Source organism: Streptomyces sp. NPDC052064, from assembly GCF_055585925.1.
Window position 1 is genome coordinate 95,351 of record NZ_JBVJJE010000019.1, and the last position, 18,849, is coordinate 114,199.

The 18,849-nt window shown below is 73.5% G+C and carries 17 protein-coding genes and 1 pseudogene; 10 read left to right on the plus strand and 8 right to left on the minus strand.

Annotated features, from left to right (window positions below):
• The 3 genes and pseudogenes from ACZ6TU_RS37020 to ACZ6TU_RS37030 form a co-directional block, all read right to left on the minus strand.
• Positions 1–436: pseudogene (locus ACZ6TU_RS37020) on the minus strand (helix-turn-helix domain-containing protein); the annotation flags it as partial.
• A 147-nt stretch (positions 437–583) separates the two neighbouring features.
• Positions 584–1,558 carry an alpha/beta hydrolase gene (locus ACZ6TU_RS37025; protein WP_469553205.1) on the minus strand — a complete coding sequence of 325 codons (975 nt, stop codon included), beginning with the start codon at positions 1,556–1,558 and terminating at the stop codon, positions 584–586.
• Positions 1,555–2,856 (minus strand): MFS transporter, encoded by a 1,302-nt coding sequence (locus ACZ6TU_RS37030; RefSeq protein ID WP_467681963.1) that lies wholly within the window; start codon positions 2,854–2,856, stop codon positions 1,555–1,557. The genes ACZ6TU_RS37025 and ACZ6TU_RS37030 overlap by 4 nt, the downstream gene beginning before the upstream one ends.
• A gap of 56 nt (positions 2,857–2,912) precedes the next feature.
• Between ACZ6TU_RS37030 and ACZ6TU_RS37035 the strand changes: the two genes are divergently transcribed.
• Positions 2,913–3,899, plus strand: a complete 987-nt coding sequence (locus tag ACZ6TU_RS37035) for an ArsR/SmtB family transcription factor (RefSeq protein WP_469553207.1) — start codon at positions 2,913–2,915, stop codon at positions 3,897–3,899.
• Positions 3,900–3,903: 4 nt separating this feature from the next.
• Here the strand turns inward: ACZ6TU_RS37035 and ACZ6TU_RS37040 are convergent, their stop codons facing one another.
• Positions 3,904–4,134, minus strand: coding sequence for a hypothetical protein (locus ACZ6TU_RS37040; protein WP_469553209.1), 231 nt, complete (start codon positions 4,132–4,134; stop codon positions 3,904–3,906).
• Positions 4,135–4,251: 117 nt separating this feature from the next.
• On the opposite strand from ACZ6TU_RS37040, the gene ACZ6TU_RS37045 reads away from it, so the two are divergent.
• The gene (locus ACZ6TU_RS37045) at positions 4,252–5,157 is read left to right on the plus strand and encodes a LysR family transcriptional regulator (protein WP_467681969.1); all 906 of its coding nucleotides are present in this window, start codon (positions 4,252–4,254) and stop codon (positions 5,155–5,157) included.
• 84 nt (positions 5,158–5,241) lie between these two features.
• Here the strand turns inward: ACZ6TU_RS37045 and ACZ6TU_RS37050 are convergent, their stop codons facing one another.
• Entirely contained in the window at positions 5,242–5,820 is a 579-nt protein-coding gene (locus ACZ6TU_RS37050; RefSeq protein ID WP_467681971.1) for a TetR/AcrR family transcriptional regulator, read from the minus strand.
• Positions 5,821–6,060: 240 nt separating this feature from the next.
• Between ACZ6TU_RS37050 and ACZ6TU_RS37055 the strand changes: the two genes are divergently transcribed.
• The 4 genes from ACZ6TU_RS37055 to ACZ6TU_RS37070 are packed head-to-tail and all read left to right on the plus strand — an operon-like array spanning position 6,061 to position 10,832.
• Positions 6,061–6,603 carry a (2Fe-2S)-binding protein gene (locus ACZ6TU_RS37055; RefSeq protein ID WP_467367743.1) on the plus strand — a complete coding sequence of 181 codons (543 nt, stop codon included), beginning with the start codon at positions 6,061–6,063 and terminating at the stop codon, positions 6,601–6,603.
• Positions 6,600–7,592 (plus strand): FAD binding domain-containing protein, encoded by a 993-nt coding sequence (locus ACZ6TU_RS37060; protein WP_467681973.1) that lies wholly within the window; start codon positions 6,600–6,602, stop codon positions 7,590–7,592. Before ACZ6TU_RS37055 ends, ACZ6TU_RS37060 begins: the two co-directional genes overlap by 4 nt.
• A complete protein-coding gene (locus ACZ6TU_RS37065) occupies positions 7,589–9,703 on the plus strand; it encodes a xanthine dehydrogenase family protein molybdopterin-binding subunit (RefSeq protein ID WP_467681975.1) in 2,115 nt (704 codons plus the stop codon). The genes ACZ6TU_RS37060 and ACZ6TU_RS37065 overlap by 4 nt, the downstream gene beginning before the upstream one ends.
• Positions 9,696–10,832, plus strand: a complete 1,137-nt coding sequence (locus ACZ6TU_RS37070) for an XdhC family protein (protein WP_469553212.1) — start codon at positions 9,696–9,698, stop codon at positions 10,830–10,832. The genes ACZ6TU_RS37065 and ACZ6TU_RS37070 overlap by 8 nt, the downstream gene beginning before the upstream one ends.
• A gap of 81 nt (positions 10,833–10,913) precedes the next feature.
• Here ACZ6TU_RS37070 and ACZ6TU_RS37075 read toward each other — a convergent pair whose 3' ends face one another.
• Positions 10,914–11,477, minus strand: coding sequence for an NADPH-dependent FMN reductase (locus tag ACZ6TU_RS37075; RefSeq protein ID WP_467681979.1), 564 nt, complete (start codon positions 11,475–11,477; stop codon positions 10,914–10,916).
• A gap of 143 nt (positions 11,478–11,620) precedes the next feature.
• Between ACZ6TU_RS37075 and ACZ6TU_RS37080 the strand changes: the two genes are divergently transcribed.
• From ACZ6TU_RS37080 to ACZ6TU_RS37090, 3 genes are all read left to right on the plus strand, one after another.
• Positions 11,621–12,289 (plus strand): TetR/AcrR family transcriptional regulator, encoded by a 669-nt coding sequence (locus ACZ6TU_RS37080; protein ID WP_467681980.1) that lies wholly within the window; start codon positions 11,621–11,623, stop codon positions 12,287–12,289.
• A gap of 81 nt (positions 12,290–12,370) precedes the next feature.
• Complete coding sequence (locus ACZ6TU_RS37085; RefSeq protein WP_467681982.1) at positions 12,371–13,420, plus strand: LacI family DNA-binding transcriptional regulator; 1,050 nt, start codon at positions 12,371–12,373, stop codon at positions 13,418–13,420.
• Positions 13,421–13,674: 254 nt separating this feature from the next.
• Positions 13,675–15,111: a benzaldehyde dehydrogenase gene (locus ACZ6TU_RS37090; protein WP_467681984.1), complete on the plus strand. Its 1,437-nt coding sequence runs from the start codon at positions 13,675–13,677 to the stop codon at positions 15,109–15,111.
• 17 nt (positions 15,112–15,128) lie between these two features.
• Here the strand turns inward: ACZ6TU_RS37090 and trxA are convergent, their stop codons facing one another.
• Positions 15,129–15,521 carry a thioredoxin gene (gene trxA / locus ACZ6TU_RS37095; RefSeq protein WP_467681986.1) on the minus strand — a complete coding sequence of 131 codons (393 nt, stop codon included), beginning with the start codon at positions 15,519–15,521 and terminating at the stop codon, positions 15,129–15,131.
• A gap of 118 nt (positions 15,522–15,639) precedes the next feature.
• On the opposite strand from trxA, the gene ACZ6TU_RS37100 reads away from it, so the two are divergent.
• Positions 15,640–17,070, plus strand: coding sequence for a dihydrolipoyl dehydrogenase family protein (locus tag ACZ6TU_RS37100; RefSeq protein WP_467681988.1), 1,431 nt, complete (start codon positions 15,640–15,642; stop codon positions 17,068–17,070).
• A 113-nt stretch (positions 17,071–17,183) separates the two neighbouring features.
• On the opposite strand, the gene ACZ6TU_RS37105 is transcribed toward ACZ6TU_RS37100, so the two are convergent.
• Complete coding sequence (locus ACZ6TU_RS37105; protein ID WP_467681990.1) at positions 17,184–18,776, minus strand: ABC-F family ATP-binding cassette domain-containing protein; 1,593 nt, start codon at positions 18,774–18,776, stop codon at positions 17,184–17,186.
• Positions 18,777–18,849: the final 73 nt, after the last annotated feature.

Consider the following 18,849-nt stretch of genomic DNA (forward strand, 5'->3'; position numbering starts at 1 on the left):
ACCCGCCAAGGCCGGCGTCCACGATGCCGGACGCGGCCCCGGCACGGCCCGTGTCCATTACCTCGTGCGCCACCCCGGCAGGGTCCCCGGCACGGTCCGTGTTCACGGCGCCCGGGGCCGTCCCGGCACGGCCCGCCACCTCAGCCCGTTCCAGCCACAGCGCCGCCGTGCCGTTCGGGGTCAGCCGGGCGGACGGCCAGGTGGTGTCCGGTGGCGCCTCGGTGTCTCGCCTCGTGCCGTCGGCCTCCACGCGCACGTGCACGCGCCGTTCGGGGTCCACCAGCCGGGCCGGGCAGCCGGCCAGTACGGCGGCACCGCGTACGAGTGCCTCCACACCGGCCCTGGACTCGGCCAGACGGTCGAAGTAGGCGATGACCCGGACCGCCGCACCGGCGTCCGGATCGAGCGCGGTCAGGCGCCCGGCCAGCTCTTTCATAGGCCCATGGTGCGGCATGCGGCCGCCGAACGGGCCCCGTGTGCCGGTGTCCGCCCTGGCGAGGCCCGGTGGGACGGTCGGCAGGTGCAGGAGATGAGGCAGGGCGAGCCGCGTGCCGTTTGTCCGGCCTGCCGGACTCCCCACCCGTCACACGCTCAGCAACCTCCGCAGCCAGTCCACATGTGCCGCCCGTGCCGACTGGGAGAGCGGCGCCTGGGGTGCGAAGCCGTCGAAGCCGTGGAAGCCGCCGGGCCAGACGTGCAGCTCGGCCACGCCGCCGGCCTGCCAGATGCGCGAGGCGTAGGCGACGACCTCGTCGCGGAAGGTCTCCGCGGAGCCGACGTCGAGGAACGCCGGGGGCAGCCCGGTCAGGTCCTCGGCACGGGCCGGTGCCGCGTATGCCGGTACGTCGGGGCCACCGCGCCGCGAGCCGAGCAGTGCGGTCCAGCCGGTCTCGTTGGCGGTGCGGTCCCATACCCCGAGGCCCGCCATCTGGTACGTCGACGGCGTGTCGTTGCGGTCGTCGAGCATCGGGCACATCAGGACCTGCCCGATCGGCTGCGGCCCCTTGCGGTCCCGCGTGAGCAGGGCCAGGGCCGCGCACAGCCCACCACCCGCGCTGGCGCCCGCGATGACGATCCGCTCGGGGTCGGCACCGAGCTCGGCGGCGTGGTCCGCCGTCCACAGCAGCCCGGCGTACACGTCCTCGATCGGCGCGGGATACGGATGCTCCGGCGCCAGCCGGTACTCCACCGACACCACCACCGCGTCCAGCGCCTGCGCCCACGCCAGCGGGACGTCGACGCCGACCCGGTTGTTCCCGATGACCATGCCGCCGCCGTGCACGTGGTAGATGACGGGCCGCGCCCCGGCGGTCGCCGGAGCGGTCGGCCGGCAGATCAGCAGCGAGATGTCGGGCTCGCCCTCGGGCCCGGCCACCTGCCGGTCCTCCACCTCGAACGCCCCGCCCATCGTCAGGTCCAGATCGGCCAGCATCTGTATACCCGGGCCCTGGCGCACCTCGGCGATCTCGTCCAGGGTGAGACCGGGGCTGATCATGTCCTTGATCAGCTCCAGCGCTCCGGCGAGTTCCGGGTCGAACGGGGGCGGAACATGCGTCATGACGTCTCCTTACGCGAGGTCGCGGCGGCTCGTGCTGCCATGATCGGTCCCGCCGCGCCGGACCCGGGCGCCGCCGTCCGGCGGAACCTCCCCGCCGTACGGCGGGTGGCGCCCCCGTGGCGGGCGAGGGCCACGGCCGTGAGCACCGCGACCAGCGCACACACCCCGAGCCACCCGAAGCGGCCGTACGCCCGCATGCCCAGCCACGAACCGACGGCGCCACCAAGATACGCGCAGGTCATATAGGCGGTGGTGAGCCGGCTGCGCACCTCGGCGCGCAGCGCCTGGATCCGTACCGTGTTGGCGACCATCCCGGATTGCATGCCGACGTCGAGCAGCAGCGTGCCCACGACCAGGGCCGCCACTCCCGCCGCGCCGCCGAGACCGCCCAGCGCCAGCACGGCGGCCGAGGCGCCCACCACCAGGAAGCACACCCGGTTGACCGCGTCCGGTCCCCGCCGGTCGACCTGGCGGCCCGCGACCGGCGTGCACACCATGGTCACCGCGTTGACCAGGGCGAGCAGCCCCACGGCCCCCGCACCCATGGCGTAGACCGGACCCGTGAGCAGCAGCGCCACACCCGTCCACACCGCGGAGAAACCCGCGAACACCAGGGCCTGGTACAGGCACGAGCGGCGCAGACCGGGCTCCGTGCGCAGCAGCCGCAGCGGCTCGGCCAGGAGTGAGAAGTAGCCCTGAGCCGAGGGCGGGGACGTCAGCGGCAGCAGGCGCGCCGACAGAGCGGCCGCCGCCAGGGACAGCACGGCGGCCAGGACGTACGGTGCCCGCCAGCCCAGCCAGTCGCCGAGCGCGCCGCCGACGGTGCGCGACAGCAGCATGCCCGCGAGGGAGCCGCTCAGCAGGGTGCCGCCGGTGACACCACGCCGCTCCGCCGGCACCAGACCGGCCGCCGGCGGCCCGGCGAGCGGTGCCGCCACCGTCGTCACCCCCACCAGGGCGCTGGCGACGACCAGCGGCACCAGCCCCGGCGCGGCGCTCGCCGCGAACAGCCCGAGGCCGGTGAGCGTGAGCAGGGTGACCAGCAGCGGGCGGTACGGGAGGCGGTCGCCGAGTGGGACGAGCAGGCAGATCCCGGCCGCGTAGCCGAACTGCGTCGCCGTGACGACGCCGGCGGCCGCGTCGGGCGAGACGTGCAGCCCGGACGCGATCAGCGGGCTGAGGGCCTGCGGGAAGTAGACATTGCCCACGGCCGCGCCGCAGACGAGCGCCAGGGCGAGGATCACCCGGGGACTCGCGCCCGGGCGCGCTGTAGGCTGCCGGTGATCGTGATCCGTCATGGACCGAAGTCCACGCCATGGCCGGGCGGTTGCCAAAGGATGTAGCGGGGGCCTTAATGATCAGCTTCCGGCTCGACGCCGAGGATCTCGCCGACACCCGCTTCGCGATCTCGCCCCTGCGCGAGGTGATGGGCAGCCTCCGCGCCCTGCGTGCCCCCGCCCTCTACCCCCTGCACGTCCGGTGGCGCGCCGCCGTGCTCCAGAAGCTCGACCCGGCCGACGCCCGGCTGCTCGCGGCCCTGGTGGGCGACACCCTGGCCCTGCCCGACTTCCTGACCCCCAGGCCGACGTCCTTCGCGCCCACCCTCGACGAGCAGCTGACGGTCGTAGGCGCCACACCCGCGGAGACCGTACGCCGCGACCTGCTCGCCGCCCACGCGCCCAGGCCCCTGCCGCCTGCCCTGCGGGCGGTCACCGCACCCGGTGAGGGTCCCGTCGCGGAGCTGCTGGAGGAGCTGTGCGAACTCCTGCGGCGCTACTGGGAGTCGGCGCTGCTGCCATCCTGGCCCCGGATGCGGCTCGTGCTGGAGGCCGACATCACCCACCGGGCACGGCAGCTGGCCACCGGCGGCGCCCGGCTGCTCTTCGCCGACCTGCACCGCAACCTGCGCTGGGACGACGGCGTCCTGCGCGTCGACCGGATGCGCGGACGCCACCACCTGGACGGCTCCGGGCGCGGCCTGCGCCTGGTGCCGTCCCTGTTCGCGCATCAGCCGGCGCCCCCGGTCAGCGCCGCGGAACCGCCGATGCTCGCCTACCCCAGCCGGGGTGCCGCCACCCTGTGGGAACCGGAGCCCGAGCCGGACGCCCCCGCGCTCACGGCACTGCTCGGCGCGCCCCGCAGCACGCTGCTGCGGCTGCTGGCCGATCCCCTGCCGACGGTGGAACTGGCCCGGCGCCTCGGGGTGACCCCGAGCGCCGTGTCCCAGCACCTGCGCGTCCTACACGCGACGGGCCTGGTCACCCGCGCCCGCGACGGCCGCCGCGTCCTCTACAGGCGCAGCCCGCTGGGGGAGCAGCTGGCCCAGCACGGCAGGGCCTGAGCACTCAGCGGCTCGCCGTGCCCGACCGAGCCGGAGCGGGCCCGGACGGCGGCCTGCTGCGCGAGACGACGCGCATGCCGCAGCCGTCGACGACCCGGACCTGGAGCGAGCCGCATCCGCAGCGCGTCCACTCCGTGCGGCCCGTCGCGGTGGTGTGCCGGGACAGCACCTGGAACGGCTCGCCTCCGTCCGGCCAGCCGCAGTGCGGGCAGACGGTGCAGGTGGTGCTGGTCATGTCTCTGACTCCTCGTACGTCGTGGCTGATTGACCGTCGCGACACAGCCAGGGTGCGTCGAAGTCTCCGTACACGTCCAGGTTGACTTTGTGGACGCCATTGTGAAGCGTGGACTTCATGATTGACCTGCGCCGACTGCACGTCCTGAGGGCGGTCGCCCACTACGGCACGGTCACCGCGGCCGCCCGAGCCCTGCACTTCACCCCGTCCGCCGCCTCCCAGCAGGTCCGGCAGCTCGCCCGTGACCTGGGCGTCGACCTGCTGGAGCCGCAGGGACGCGGGGTCCGCCTCACTGCGGCCGCCGAGAGCCTGCTCGCGCACGCCGACGCCATCCAGGCCCGCTGGGACCAGGCGGAACTCGATCTGCGGGCGGACCACGGGGCGCCGTCCGGGGTGCTGCGAGTGACGGGCTTCCCCGTGGCCATCTCGGTGCTGCTGGCGCCGATGGCGGCCCGGCTGGGGGAGCGGCACCCGCGGCTGTCCGTACGGATCACCGAGGCGGGCGTCCCGGAGAGCTTCGACCTCCTCTTCGAGGGTGCCATCGACCTGGCGATCGTCGAGTCGACCCCGCACAACCCGCCGCTGAGCGACACGCGGTTCGACCAGCAGCCGTTGCTCGACGACCCGTTCGACCTGGTCGTTCCCGACGGGCACCGGCTGGCCGGACGGGCCCGGGTCGATCTCGCGGAGGCGGCACACGAGCCGTGGATCGCGCCGGTGGAGGAGAGCGCCTGCCGCCCGCACGTCCTGTCCGCCTGCGGCTCGGCCGGTTTCACCCCCGACGTCGTCCATCACGCCCTCGACTGGAACGTCGCCGCCCACCTTGTCGCCCACCGGCTCGGCGTCGCCCTCATCCCGCGCCTCGCCCACCTGACCCCGCATCTCCCGATCGCCCGCGTCCGCTGCGAAGGCAACCCGCACCGCAAGCTCCTGACCTGCACCCGCGGCGGCGGCCACGCCCGCCCGGCAGTGGCGACGGCCCTCCGGGAACTACGAGAACTGGCCCCCACGGCAGTCGCCTGAAGCGCTGAGTAACTCAGGGGCGCGGGGCTGTGCTTGATTTGCGGCTCCGTCGCGTGGGCGCGAACAGCCCCCACGCGGTAACGGTCAGGCCCCGGGCGCCCCCACCCGCAGCGCGTCCATCACGAGGTCCAGCAGGCGGTTGGCGCGTGGTTGCCAGTCGGTGTGCGGGTCGATCGTCCAGATGCCGCCGACGGCCAGGAAGAGATCGTCCGCGGTGATTCCCGGGCGGATGGTGCCGGCCACCTCGTTGGCGCGGAGGAGGAGTTCGGCCGCCTCGGTCAGCGGCGTAGGGGACGGCTTCGCCGGCTTTCCCGGCGCGCCGGTGGCCTGGCGGATCGCGTCGGCCAGACCGGCCTTCGTCATGGCGAACTGCGCGCAACGGTCCAGCCACTCACGCAGCGCCCGGTCCGGTTCCCGGCACTCCAGCAGCGGTGCCGCGGTGTCGGCGACCTGCTGCATCTCGTGCCGGTAGATCTCCATGACGAGCGCCTCACGGCTCGGGAAGTGGCGGTAGAAGGTTCCCTGCCCGACGCCCGCCTTCTTGGCGATCGCGCTCAGCGGAGCGTCCGCCGCACGCGTCAGTTCGACCAGCGCAACTTCCAGGATGCGCTCGCGGTTGCGTTGCGCGTCCGAGCGCAGAGGAGCGTCCCTCTTCTGCCGCACTCGCCCTCCTCACGGTCCTTGGCCGAAACCCGGCCCTTGTTAAGCGGACAGTTGTCCGTTACGTTTCCGGGTAACGGACAAGTGTCCGCTTGCTCCATCGTATCGGCGGGACGCCCGTGCCGACAGGCCCGAGACGGCCGTGCCGCAGCCAGCCTGCCCCGCATCCTGCACCGTTGCGAACCGGCGCCGCCACCCACAACCCCTGCCGCCTGACCTTGCGACGTGAGAAAGAAGGCTTCCATGCCCCCATCGACGTCCAGCGACCTCACCCTGTCCGTCAACGGCGAGAAGTACACGCTGACCGTCGACCACCGCACCACCCTCCTCGACGCCCTGCGCGAGCGCCTGGATCTGACCGGCACGAAGAAGGGCTGCGACCAGGGCCAGTGCGGTGCCTGCACGGTCCTGGTCGACGGCCGCCGGGCCGTGTCCTGCCTGCAGCTCGCCGTGGCCGCCGAGGGGCGTGAGATCACCACCATCGAGGGCGTGGCCGAAGGCGATCAACTGCACCCGGTGCAGCAGGCGTTCCTCGACCTCGACGGTTTCCAGTGCGGTTACTGCACGCCGGGGCAGATCTGCTCGGCCATCGCCCTGATCGAGGAGCACGCGGCGGGCTGGCCCAGTGCCGCCACCGACGACATACGGCCCGACGCGGGACCGCCACCGCTGACCCCTGAGGAGATCCGGGAGCGGATGAGCGGCAACCTGTGCCGCTGCGGCGCGTACGTGTCGATCGTCCAGGCCGTGGCCCGCGCCGCCGAGACCAAGGGAGCGGCGGCATGAGGGAGTTCGGCTACCAGCGCGCCTACGATGTCTCCGGCGCCGTGGCGCTGCTCGACGGCGACGGGGAGGCCCGTTTCCTGGGCGGCGGCACCAACCTCGTCGATCTGATGAAGACCGGCGTCGAGCGGCCCGCCCTGCTCGTCGACGTCCGGGAACTGCCCCTGAACCAGATCGAGCCGACCGGCGACGGCGGGCTGCGCATCGGTGCCACCGTCACCAACAGCGACCTCGCCGCCCACCCCGAAGTCCGGCTCCGCTACCCGGCGTTGGCGCAGGCGGTGCTGGCCGGGGCCTCCGGGCAGCTGCGCAACATGGCCACCGTCGGCGGCAACCTGCTCCAGCGCACCCGCTGCGGCTACTTCGCCGACGTCACCTCCGCCTGCAACAAGCGCACCCCCGGCAGCGGCTGCCCCGCCGTCACCGGTGAGCACCACAATCACGCCATCCTGGGCGCCTCCGACCACTGTGTGGCCACGCACCCCTCCGACATGGGCGTGGCGCTGGCCGCCTTCGACGCCGTCGTGTCTTACGAAACGGCCGACGGGCCAGGGGAGTTGCCGCTCGCCGACTTCTACCTGCCCGTGGGGGAGACCCCGCACCTGGAGACGGCGCTGCCGCCGGGCGCGCTGATCACCGGCGTCACCCTCCCGCCCACCCCGGTGGCCGCCAACTCCCGCTACCGCAAGGTGCGCGAGCGCGCCTCGTATGCCTTCGCCATCGGCTCCATCGCCGCCGCCCTCGACGTCCAGGACGGCCGCGTACGGGACGTACGCCTGGCCTTCGGGGCGGTCGCCTCCCGCCCCTGGCGGGCCCGCGCGGCCGAACGCGCCCTGCTCGGGGCCCCGGGCGACGCCGAGAACTTCGCGGCAGCCGCGGACGCCGAACTGGCCCACGCGAAACCGCTGCCCCACAACGGATACAAGGTGACCCTGATGCGCAACCTCGTCGTGGCCGTGCTCAGCGAACTTGCCGAGGAGGCCGCCCGATGACTACCGCCACCAAGGGCTCCGTCGGCACCGCCCACACCCGTGTCGAAGGCCGCGACAAGGTCACCGGAGCCGCCCGCTACGCCGCCGAGATCCCCTTCGCCGAACTCGCCCACGGCTGGCTGGTCCTGTCCACCGTCGCCCGCGGCCGCATCCGCGCCGTGGACACCGAGGCCGTGCTCCGGATGCCCGGCGTGCTCACCGTGCTCCACCACCACAACGCCCCGCGCGTCGACAGCGACTACGTCGGCCTGCTGGGCGTCCCGCCGGACCCGAGCGTCGCCCTCTTCCAGCACGACCGGGTGGCCCACATGGGCTGGCCGGTGGCGCTGGTCGTCGCCGAGACGTCCGAGCAGGCCAGGGAGGCCGCCGAGGCCCTCGTCGTGACGTACGACCAGGAGCCGCACGACGTCGCGTTCTCCGCAGAGCGGCAGACCGAGGCGTACCCGGTCGACGGCCATGCGCCGGGCGTGATGGAGAAGGGCGACCTGGAGGCCCAACTCGCCTCCTCCGCCGTCGTGGTGGACGCGGAGTACACCACTCCGGAGGAGCACCACAACCCGATGGAGCCGCATGCCGCGACGGCCCTGTGGGAGGGCGGCCGGCTGGAGGTCGTCGACTCCAACCAGGGCACCATCTGGGTTGCCGGCGAGCTCGCGAACCTGTTCTCCCTCGACCCCGCCTCCGTGCGGGTGCGCTCCGAGCACGTCGGCGGCGGCTTCGGCAGCAAGGGCGTCCGTGCGCACCAGGTGGCCGCCGTGATGGCCGCGACCGTCCTGCAACGCCCGGTCCGGGTCGTCATGACCCGCCGGCAGATGTTCTCGCTCGCCGGCTACCGCAGCCCCACGGCCCAGCGGGTCAGGCTCGGCGCCGACGCGGACGGGCGGCTGCGCGCCCTGGAGCACCAGTCGCTGAACATGACCTCGTCCGTGCACGAGTTCGTGGAGCCGAGCGCCGCCGCGAGCCGGGCCATGTACGACGCCGACGCGCATCACACGGCCAGCCGGATCGTGCGGCTCGACGTACCCACCCCGACCTGGATGCGGGCCCCCGGGGAGGCGCCCGGCTCGTTCGCGCTGGAGTCGGCGTTGGACGAGCTCGCCGAGCGGTGCGGCATCGACCCGATCGAGCTGCGCGTGCGCAACGAGCCGGAGCGCGGCCCGGTGTCGGGGCTGCCGTTCAGCAGCCGCAACCTGATCGCCTGCTTCCGGGAGGGCGCCCGCAGGTTCGGCTGGGCCGACCGGGACCCGCGGCCCGGCGTGCGCCGCGACGGCCGCTGGCTCCTCGGCACGGGCACGGCGGCGGCCTCCTTCCCCTCGGGAGCCATGCCCTCCACGGCGGCCGTCACCGCCGAGGCGGACGGCACCTTCACGGTGGGGATCAACGCCGCGGACATCGGCACCGGCGCCCGGACCGCGCTCACCCTGGTCGCCGCCGACGCGCTGGGCGTGCCGACGGACCGCGTCCGGGTGCGCCTCGGGGACAGCGACCTCGGTCCGGCGATGATCGCCGGTGGTTCGATGGGCACCCGCTCCTGGGCGTGGGCCGTCACGGCGGCCGCCGAGGAGCTCCGGCAGAGCCTCGCGCCAGGCGCCGACATTCCGCCGGAGGGCATCACCGTACGGTCGAACACGGCCGAGGCCATCGGTGCCCTCGCCCAGAAGGAACGGCACTCCTTCGGGGCGCAGTTCGCCGAGGTCGCCGTCGACCCCGCCACCGGTGAGGTCCGGGTGCGCCGCATGCTGGGCATCTTCGCCGCCGGCCGGATCGTCAACCCGCTCACCGCCCGCAACCAGCTGGTCGGCGGCATGATCTGGGGCATCTCGATGGCCCTGCACGAGGAAGCCGTCCGGGACCGGGCCACGGGCGGTCTCTACGGCGCCGACCTCGCGGGCTACCACGTCGCAGCGCACGCCGACATCCCGCACATCGAGGCCGACTGGGTCGACGACCCCGACCCGGACGACCCGGTCGGCATCAAGGGCATCGGCGAGGTCGGCATCGTGGGTGCCGCGGCGGCGGTCGCCAACGCCGTGTGGCACGCGACCGGTGTCCGCCACCGCCACCTGCCCATCCGCCCCGACCGTGTCCTGATGGCGGACGGCGATGCTTGACCTCGCCGGGCAACTGCACGAATGGGCCGAGGAGGGCCGGGACTTCGCCGTCGCCACGGTCGTGGCCGTCGGCGGCAGCGCCCCGCGCCCTCCCGGCGCCGCCCTGGCCGTCTCCGCCGACGGCACGGCCATCGGCTCGGTCTCCGGCGGCTGTGTGGAGGGCGCGGTGTACGACCTGTGCCTCCAGGCCCTCCAGGACAGGGAGACCCGGGTCGAGCGGTTCGGCTACAGCGAGGAGGACGCCTTCGCGGTCGGCCTGACCTGCGGCGGGGTCATCGACATCGTGGTCACCCCGTACGACGCCGACGATGCGGCTCAGACCGCCGCGCTGTCGGCCGCCGCCCACGACGAGCCGGTCGCTCTCGCCCGAGTGGTCCACGGCCCGGCCGGCCTCCTCGGCCGGGCGGTGCTCGTACGCCCCGACGGCACCCACGAAGGCGGTCTGGGCGGCCACCCCGACCTGGACCGCACGGCGATCGCCCAAGCCCACGCCCTGCTCGACGGCGGCCGCACCGGCACGATCGAGGTCTCCGAGGACGGCTCGCACTGCCCGGGCGGACTCACCCTGCTCGTCGAGTCGGCCGTCCCACCGCCCCGCATGATCGTCTTCGGTGCGATCGACTTCGCCGCCGCCCTCGTACGGGTGGGCAAGTTCCTCGGCTACCACGTCACCGTCTGCGACGCCCGCCCCGTCTTCGCCACCCGGGTCCGCTTCCCCGAGGCCGACGAGATCGTCGTCGACTGGCCCCACCGTTACCTCGCGAGCACGGACACCGACAGGCGCTCGGTGCTGTGCGTGCTCACCCACGACGCCAAGTTCGACATACCCCTGCTGACCGAAGCCCTACGGCTGCCGGTCGCCTATGTCGGCGCCATGGGCTCCCGCCGCACGCACGAGGACCGCAACCGGCGGCTTCGGGAAGCGGGCGTGAGCGAGCGCGAGCTGGCCCGACTCAGGTCACCCATCGGCCTCGACCTGGGTGCCCTTACGCCCGAGGAGACCGCTCTGTCCATCGCGGCGGAGATCGTCGCCGAGAGGCACGGCGGCACGGGGCGGCCGCTGACCGGATCGGACACCCCGATCCACCGGGACGATCGGGCGGCCGGGCAACTGCCGCAACCGGTCTGAGCGGCGAATTCGCCGACGGCATGCCGGAGGGGCCGCGGCCTGCGACGGCCTCGGCCCCTCCGTGGCTACCGCGCGAGAGGGTCAGGCAGCGGCCGGCTCCGTGGCGTGGCCGTGCAGGCGGGCGACGACCTCGGTCAGCTGCGCGGCGACCTCGGCGTCGTCGGCCGGGTGCGTCTCGGCGAAGCGGGTCATCGAGCCCGGGATGGACAGCTTGACGTCCTCCAGCACCTTGCCGCCGGCCACGCCCACGGACTTGCGGGTCTCGTCGTGCGCCCAGACACCGCCGTACTGGCCGAACGCGGTGCCGACCACGGCGACCGGCATGCCGCTGATGGCACCGGCGCCGAACGGGCGGGACAGCCAGTCGATCGCGTTCTTCAGGACGGCCGGGATGGTGCCGTTGTACTCGGGCGTGAACAGGATCAGGCCGTCGGCGGCGTTCGCGGCCTCGCGCAGCTTCGCGGCGGCCGCCGGAACGCTGCCCTCGACGTCGATGTCCTCGTTGTAGAAGGGGAGCTCGGCGAGCCCCTCGAACAGCTCCACCTCCGCACCCTCGGGGGCGAGCTTGACGGCGGCCTCGGCGAGCTGGCGGTTGTGCGAACCCGCGCGCAGGCTGCCGACGAGGGCGAGGATACGAACAGACATGGTGACTCCCACGTAGTGAATGACGGCAGTGAAGGACGGCGCCGAAACACTGTCGTTACGATCCGGACCGGGGTCCGTTTAATGTTCTACCACCTTAACCGGACCGCGGTCCATTTTTCTTCCCGATGCCTTACGCTGGCTTCATGTCCACCGTCCCACCGCCCTTCCCGACATCCCAGGAGCCCGTCGACCACCCCGGGCTGCTCCAGCTCGGGACCGCCCTGGAGCCCGACGAGCCGTGCCTGCGGGCCGACGCCGCGCGCAACCGGGCCCGGCTGCTGGAAGCCGCCTCGCGGCTGGTGGCGGAGCGTGGCGCGGACGCCGTCACGATGGAGGCGGTGGCCGCCGAGGCCTGTGTGGGCAAGGGCACGGTCTTCCGCCGGTTCGGCGACCGCACCGGTCTGCTGACGGCGCTGCTCGATCACTCCGAGAAGAAGTTCCAGGCCGCGTTCCTCGCCGGGCCGCCGCCGCTCGGGCCCGGAGCGCCGCCCGTGGAGCGGCTGCGGGCGTTCGGGTGCGCGATGCTGCGCCGCTCGACCGACGAACTGGAGCTGCTACTGGCGGCCGAGCCGGGCGCCAGCCGCCGTTTCACCGCCCCGCCCCGCCGGGTGCTGCGCCACCACGTGACCATGCTGCTGCGGCAGGCCGTCCCGGAAGCGGACTGCGAACTGCTCTCCCACTCCCTGATGGGTCAGCTCGACCCGGCCCTGATTCACCACCTGACCAGGCAGTGCGGGATACCCCTGGCCCGCCTGGAGGACGCCTGGGTCGACCTCGTCGACCGGGTGACGGGCGCGGTCGTGGGCGGCTGAGCGCGCGGACGGGGCTCCGTGACCGTTCACGGCTCCCTCACAACTCCCCCGCTTGAAAGGCGGATTGGGGCCTCTGCCAAGATGCCGTACGTCATGGTGCAGATACCGAAAACGCCCGCGCCCCCGTCCCCCGCACCGTCGCGCTCCGTGCCCACGAGCGCCGACGTGGCCCGCCTGGCCGGCGTCTCGCGCGCGACCGTCTCCTACGTCCTCAACAACACCAGTGCCGTAAGGATCAGCGAGCCCACCCGCCGCCGGGTCCACGAGGCCGCGAAGGAACTCGGGTACGTCCCGCACGCGGCGGCCCGCAGCCTGCGCGCCGGGCACAGCCGTATGGTCCTGATCCCCGCGCCGACCTTCCCCGTCGGCCCGCTCTACAGCCGGTTCCTCACCGACCTCCAGGGCGCGCTCGGCAGCCTGGACTACACGGTCGTGCAGTACGGCACCGGCGGCCCGCACGGCGACGAAGCCGCCCGCGCCTGGGCCGAGTTGCGGCCCGTGGCCGTGCTCGTGCCCGGTTCCGGGCTCGGCCCGCGCGGGGTCGCGGTGCTCAAGCGATCGGGGGCGCGGGCCGTGGTCACCCTCGGCCCCGAGACCATCGAGGGCGCGCACGCCCTGCTCATGGACCACGACGTGGTCGGCCACAGCGCGGGCTCCCACCTCTACGACCGGGGCAGGCGGCGCATCGGTGTCGTCGTCCCGCAGGAACCCGGCCTCGAGGCGTTCTCCGCGCCCAGGCTCGACGGTGTGCGCCAGTCCCTGCGGGGCACCGACGCCACCGTGACCCAACTGCCCCTCCCGTACGAGGAGGAGGCCGCCGCGCGCCTCGCCGGCCGCTGGCGGAGTCTCGGCCTGGACGCCGTGTTCACCTACAACGACGAGTACGCGATGCTGCTCATGCGGGCCCTTCAGGACGAGGGCATCCGCATCCCCGAGGAGACGGCCGTGATCGGCGCCGACGATCTGATGCTCGGCCGGCTGCTGCGGCCGCGGCTCAGCACGGTCCGCCTGGAACTGCCTTCCGGCCGTGACCTCGCCGAACTGGTCGACCGCGCCGTGCGCAAGCCCGGTGCCGAGCCCGAGACGCACAAGGTGCTGGGCGCCACGGTGCTGCACCGCGAGTCGAGCTGACCCGGCCGGGCGCAACTCCTCGGCAGCTGGTCGTATGCGCGGCCGGCGCGGAGGGCGGTCGGCCGGCTCGCCGACCTGCGGCATGACTAGGATGTTGCACGCTCAACAAAATGGGCCGCGTACGAACGCGGGCCGCGGCACGCACGGCTGCGGTCCGGTCGGCGCGTCCCGCCAGATGACCGCCGAACCGGCCGCGCACTCACGGGAGTTCCGCTCACCCCGTCAGCCGGTGACCGATCGATCGGAGAGCCGTCATGCCGTTGCTCGACACCAGGACCTGGCAGCCCCACATCCTGACGGGGCCCGGGTACACCGTCACCGAACCCGCAACCGGCCAAGCCCTCGGCACCCTCGCCCTCGCCACTCCCGAGGACGTCGGGGCCGCCGCCGGGCGGGCCGCCGCCGCCCAGCGCGAGTGGTCCCGCGCCCCGCACTTCGCCCGGGCCGCCGTGCTCCGCAGGGCCGGCGACCTGTTCACGGCACACGCCGCCGAACTGCGGGAATGGCTCGTCCGAGAATCCGGTTCCGTCCCCGGCAAGGCCGACTTCGAACTGCACGTCGCCGCCCAGGAGTGCTACGAGGCCGCCGCGCTCGCCTCCCGCCCGGCCGGCCAGGTGCTGCCCAGCGAGGCGCCGCGCCTGTCGTACACGCGCCGCGTCCCGGCCGGTGTGGTGGGCGTGATCTCCCCGTTCAACGCCCCGCTGATCCTGTCCATCCGCTCCGTCGCACCGGCCCTGGCCCTCGGCAACGCGGTCGTCCTGAAGCCGGATCCGCGCACCGCCGTCTGCGGAGGGCTGTCACTCGCCGCGGTCTTCGCCGCCGCGGGCCTGCCGCAGGACCTGCTGCATGTGCTCCCCGGCGGCCCGGACGCCGGACAGGCCCTGGTCGCCGACCCGCGCGTGCCGGTCATCTCCTTCACCGGCTCCACCCCCGCCGGGCGGGCCGTGGGCGAGGCCGCCGGCCGTCACCTGAAGCGGGCCCACCTGGAACTGGGCGGCAACTCGGCCATGATCGTGCTGCCGGACGCCGACCTCGACGCGGTGATCTCCACCGCCGCCTGGGGCTCGTTCTTCCACCAGGGCCAGATCTGCATGACGACCGGACGCCACCTGGTGCACGCGTCCCTGTACGACGAGTACGTCGAGCGGCTCGCCGTTAAGGCCGACTCACTCGCCGTCGGCGACCCGTACCGCGAACAGGTCCACCTGGGCCCGATCATCGACTCGGGGCAGCTCGCCAAGATCAGCGGCCTGGTCGAGTCCAGCAAGGCCGCGGGCGCCAAGCTCGCCGCGGGTGGCACCCACGACCGGCTCTTCTACCGGCCCACGGTCCTCGCCCACGTCGGCGACCACACCCCGGCCTACGCGGAGGAGGTCTTCGGCCCCGTCGCGCCCGTACGCTCCTTCACCACCGACGACGAGGCGGCGGCCCTGGCCGCGCAGAGTCCCTACGGACTCTCCCTGGGCATCGTCACCCGCGATCCGGCCCGCGGCCTGGACCTCGCCGAGCGCATACCGACGGGCATCGTCCACATCAACGACCAGACCGTCAACGACGAGGCCGTGGCGCCCTTCGGCGGAGTGGCCGCCTCCGGTACCGGCGCCCGCTTCGGCGGCGAGGCCAACCTGGAGGCCTTCACCGAACTGCGCTGGACGACGGTACGCGGAGACGTGGCTCCGTATCCCTTCTAGGGGGTGTCTGACAAGCCCTAGCCCTGGGGCGCCTGCTGGCCCTCCTGGGCCTGCTGCTCGGCGATCGCCCTGCGGACCTCGGCCATGTCGAGGTTCCGGGCCTGCCCGATGACGTCCGTCAGGGCGGCCTCGGGCAGGGCGCCAGGCTGGGCGAACACGGCGACCTGGTCACGGACGATCATCAGCGTGGGAATCGACTGGATACCGAAGGCCGCGGCCAGCTCCGGCTGCGCCTCGGTGTCCACCTTGCCGAACACGAGGTCGGGGTTCTCCTCCGCCGCCTTCTCGTAGACCGGTGCGAACTGCTTGCACGGCCCGCACCAGGACGCCCAGAAGTCGATCAGGACGAACTCGTTGTCCGTGACCGTCTGGTCGAAGTTCTCCTTGGTGAGCTCCACGGTGCTGCTCATGGCGTAAATCCCTCTTCCTGGTGTGGGTCAAGCCGTCGGCACAACACGGCCGACCTGGCACGTATTCCGCGCCCCTACCCGTGTGGCCAGGGCGCACACCACCCACCAGACTGACCCCATGACGGAAACGGAAACCAACGCGTACGACGTCGTGGTGCTCGGGGCCGGGCCCGTGGGGGAGAACGTCGCCGACCGCACCCGCGCGGCCGGTCTGACCACCGCGGTCGTGGAGAGCGAACTGGTCGGCGGCGAATGCTCGTACTGGGCGTGCATGCCCAGCAAGGCCCTGCTGCGGCCGGTCATCGCCCGCGCGGACGCCCGCCGTGTGCCGGGCCTGAGCCAGTCGGTGCAGGGCCCCCTCGACGCCTCCGCGGTCCTCGCCCACCGGGACTACTACACCTCCGACTGGAAGGACGACGGGCAGGTCGGATGGCTCGACAGCATCGGCGCCGACCTGTACCGCGGCCACGGCCGCCTCACCGGCCCGCGCACGGTGACGGTCACCGGCCCGGACGGCGGTGACCGCGTCCTGACCGCCCGGCACGCTGTCGCCGTCTGCACCGGCAGCCGCGCCGCCCTGCCCGGCCTGTCCGGACTCGACGAGGTCCGGCCGTGGACCAGCCGGGAGGCCACCAGCGCCAAGAAGGTGCCCGGCCGCCTGATCGTGGTCGGCGGCGGCGTCGTCGCCACCGAGATGGCCACCGTCTGGCAGGCCCTCGGCTCGAAGGTCACCATGCTGGTCCGCGGCAAGGGACTGCTCGCACGGATGGAGCCCTTCGCCGGGGAGTTCGTCGCCGAGGCGCTCACCGAGGCCGGCGCGGACGTCCGCACCGGCACGTCGGTGGAATCGGTGACCCGCGAGAACGACACCGTCGTGGCCGTCACGGACACCGGCGACCGCATCGAGGCCGACGAGATCCTCTTCGCGACCGGCCGCGCGCCACGCACCGACGACCTCGGCCTGGAGACGATCGGCCTGGAACCCGGCACCTGGCTCGACGTCGACGACAGCCTCCGCGTCACCGGCCACGACTGGCTGTACGCGGTCGGCGACGTCAACCAGCGCGCCCTCCTCACCCACCAGGGCAAGTACCAGGCCCGCATCGCGGGCGCCGCCATCGCCGCGCGGGCCACCGGCGAGACCCTCCTCGCACAGCCCTGGGGCGCGCATGCCGCGACCGCCGACCACGCCGCCGTCCCGCAGGTCGTCTTCACCGACCCGGAGGCGGCGGCCGTCGGCCTGTCACTCGCCGAGGCCGAACAGGCAGGGCACCGGGTGAAGGCCGTCGACGTGGACCTGTCCACCGTCGCGGGCGCGGGCCTGTACGCCGACGGCTACAAGGGACGCGCCCGCATGGTCGTGGACCTCGAGGACGAGATCCTGCGCGGTGTGACCCTCGTCGGCCCCGGCGTCGGCGAGCTCATCCACTCCGCCACGATCGCCGTCGCCGGCCAGGTCCCGGTCGGCCGTCTCTGGCACGCGGTCCCCTCGTACCCGACGATCAGCGAGGTGTGGCTGCGGCTGCTGGAGGCCTACCGCGACGCCTGACCTCCGGATCGTCCGGCCCCCGGGCCGGTCCCGCCGGGCGCGGGACCGGCCCGGGCAGCCGGTGACCGACCGGGATCCGGCGAGGTCACGCGTGCGCGGGCACCACGACGAGATCACGCGTGCGCGGGCACCACCAGTTCCCGGTAGTCGTCGCTCCACAGGTCCTCCTCCGCCTCCGGCAGCAGCAGCACCCGGTCCGGCCGCAGCGCGTCGACGGCGCCCTCGTCGTGCGTGACCATGACGATCGCGCCCGGGTACGTGCCCACCGCGGCCAGGACCTCCGCGCGGGAGGCCGGGTCGAGGTTGTTGGTGGGCTCGTCGAGGAGCAGCACGTTCGCGCCCGAGTGCACCAGGCCCGCCAGGGCGAGCCGGGTCTTCTCGCCGCCGGAGAGGACACCGACGCGCTTGCCGGCGTCGTCGCCGGAGAACAGGAACGAGCCCAGGACCCGGCGGACTTCGCCGTCGGTGAGGTGCGGGGCGGCACATGCCACGTGCTCACGCACCGTCAGTTCCGGGTCCAGCGTGTCGTGTTCCTGGGCGAAGTAGCCGAGACGCAGCCCGTGCCCGTGGACCACCCGGCCGCCGTCCGGCGTGTCCTGCCCGGCGAGGATCCGCAACAGGGTCGTCTTTCCGGCGCCGTTGGGCCCGAGCACCACCAGGCGGCTGCCCCGGTCGACGGCGAGGTCGACGCCCCGCAGAACGTGCTGCCCGCCGTACGACCTGGTCAGGCTGACGGCGCCGAGCGGGATCCGGCCACAGGGCGCCGGCTCGGGCAGCCGGATCCTGGCCGTCTTCTCGGCGCGCCGGGCCGGTTCCAGGCCCGCGAGCATCCGGTCGGCACGGCGGGCCATGTTCCGCGCGGCCACCGCGGTCGCCACCCGGGCCCGCATCTTGTCGGCCTGGGCGTGCAACGCCGCCGCCTTGCGCTCGGCGTTCGCCCGCTCGCGGGCCCGCCGCCGCTCGTCGGCGTCCCGCTGGGCCAGATACTCGTCCCAGCCGGTGTTGTGGACGTCGAGCGCGGCCCGCCCCGGGTCCAGGTGGAAGACCCGGTTCACGGTGCCGGCCAGCAGGGACGTGTCGTGGCTGATCATCACGAGCCCGCCCTGGTGGCTGTTGAGGAACCCGCGCAGCCAGGTGACCGAGTCCGCGTCCAGGTGGTTCGTCGGCTCGTCCAGCAGCAGCGTGCCGTGCCCGGCGAACAGGATGCGGGCGAGCTCCACGCGCCGGCGCTGGCCACCCGACAGGGCACGGAGCGTCCGGTCCATCAGCCCCGCCGGCAGTCCGACTCCGGCGGCGACCCGGGCGGCCTCCGCCTCGGCCGCGTATCCGCCGCGCGCCTGGAACTCGGCCTCGGCCCGCACATAGGAGTTCATCGACCGCTCCGTCCCGTCGGCCATCGCGGCCTCGGCGCGGCGCAGCGCCCGTACTGAGTGGTCCAGGCCGCGCGCGGACAGGATCCGGTCGGTGACGGTGACCGACTGGTCGGCGGCGCGCGAGTCCTGCGGGAGATGGCCGACATCGCCGGTGCGGGCGACGGTCCCGGCGGCGGGCCGCAGGGTGCCCGCCAGGGTGTGCAACAGGGTCGTCTTTCCCGCGCCGTTGCGGCCGACCAGGCCGATGCGGTCGCCGGGGGAGACGTGGAAGGAGACGCCGGACAGCAGCAGACGCGCGCCTGCGCGCACGTCGACGTCACGTACGGTGATCATGAGAAAACGCTCCGAACAAGCAAGAGGACACACGGGGGGCGTGGAAGCGGGTCCTCGGCTAGGAAATTCGGGG

Excerpts from the sequence above, each read along its gene's own strand:
- ACZ6TU_RS37025 (WP_469553205.1), bottom strand. The coding sequence starts at position 1,558 with ATGACGCATGTTCCGCCCCCGTTCGACCCGGAACTCGCCGGAGCGCTG.
- ACZ6TU_RS37030 (WP_467681963.1), bottom strand. The coding sequence starts at position 2,856 with ATGACGGATCACGATCACCGGCAGCCTACAGCGCGCCCGGGCGCGAGT.
- ACZ6TU_RS37035 (WP_469553207.1), top strand. The coding sequence starts at position 2,913 with ATGATCAGCTTCCGGCTCGACGCCGAGGATCTCGCCGACACCCGCTTC.
- ACZ6TU_RS37040 (WP_469553209.1), bottom strand. The coding sequence starts at position 4,134 with ATGACCAGCACCACCTGCACCGTCTGCCCGCACTGCGGCTGGCCGGAC.
- ACZ6TU_RS37045 (WP_467681969.1), top strand. The coding sequence starts at position 4,252 with ATGATTGACCTGCGCCGACTGCACGTCCTGAGGGCGGTCGCCCACTAC.
- ACZ6TU_RS37055 (WP_467367743.1), top strand. The coding sequence starts at position 6,061 with ATGCCCCCATCGACGTCCAGCGACCTCACCCTGTCCGTCAACGGCGAG.
- ACZ6TU_RS37060 (WP_467681973.1), top strand. The coding sequence starts at position 6,600 with ATGAGGGAGTTCGGCTACCAGCGCGCCTACGATGTCTCCGGCGCCGTG.
- ACZ6TU_RS37065 (WP_467681975.1), top strand. The coding sequence starts at position 7,589 with ATGACTACCGCCACCAAGGGCTCCGTCGGCACCGCCCACACCCGTGTC.
- ACZ6TU_RS37070 (WP_469553212.1), top strand. The coding sequence starts at position 9,696 with ATGCTTGACCTCGCCGGGCAACTGCACGAATGGGCCGAGGAGGGCCGG.
- ACZ6TU_RS37075 (WP_467681979.1), bottom strand. The coding sequence starts at position 11,477 with ATGTCTGTTCGTATCCTCGCCCTCGTCGGCAGCCTGCGCGCGGGTTCG.
- ACZ6TU_RS37080 (WP_467681980.1), top strand. The coding sequence starts at position 11,621 with ATGTCCACCGTCCCACCGCCCTTCCCGACATCCCAGGAGCCCGTCGAC.
- ACZ6TU_RS37085 (WP_467681982.1), top strand. The coding sequence starts at position 12,371 with ATGCCGTACGTCATGGTGCAGATACCGAAAACGCCCGCGCCCCCGTCC.
- ACZ6TU_RS37090 (WP_467681984.1), top strand. The coding sequence starts at position 13,675 with ATGCCGTTGCTCGACACCAGGACCTGGCAGCCCCACATCCTGACGGGG.
- trxA (WP_467681986.1), bottom strand. The coding sequence starts at position 15,521 with ATGAGCAGCACCGTGGAGCTCACCAAGGAGAACTTCGACCAGACGGTC.
- ACZ6TU_RS37100 (WP_467681988.1), top strand. The coding sequence starts at position 15,640 with ATGACGGAAACGGAAACCAACGCGTACGACGTCGTGGTGCTCGGGGCC.
- ACZ6TU_RS37105 (WP_467681990.1), bottom strand. The coding sequence starts at position 18,776 with ATGATCACCGTACGTGACGTCGACGTGCGCGCAGGCGCGCGTCTGCTG.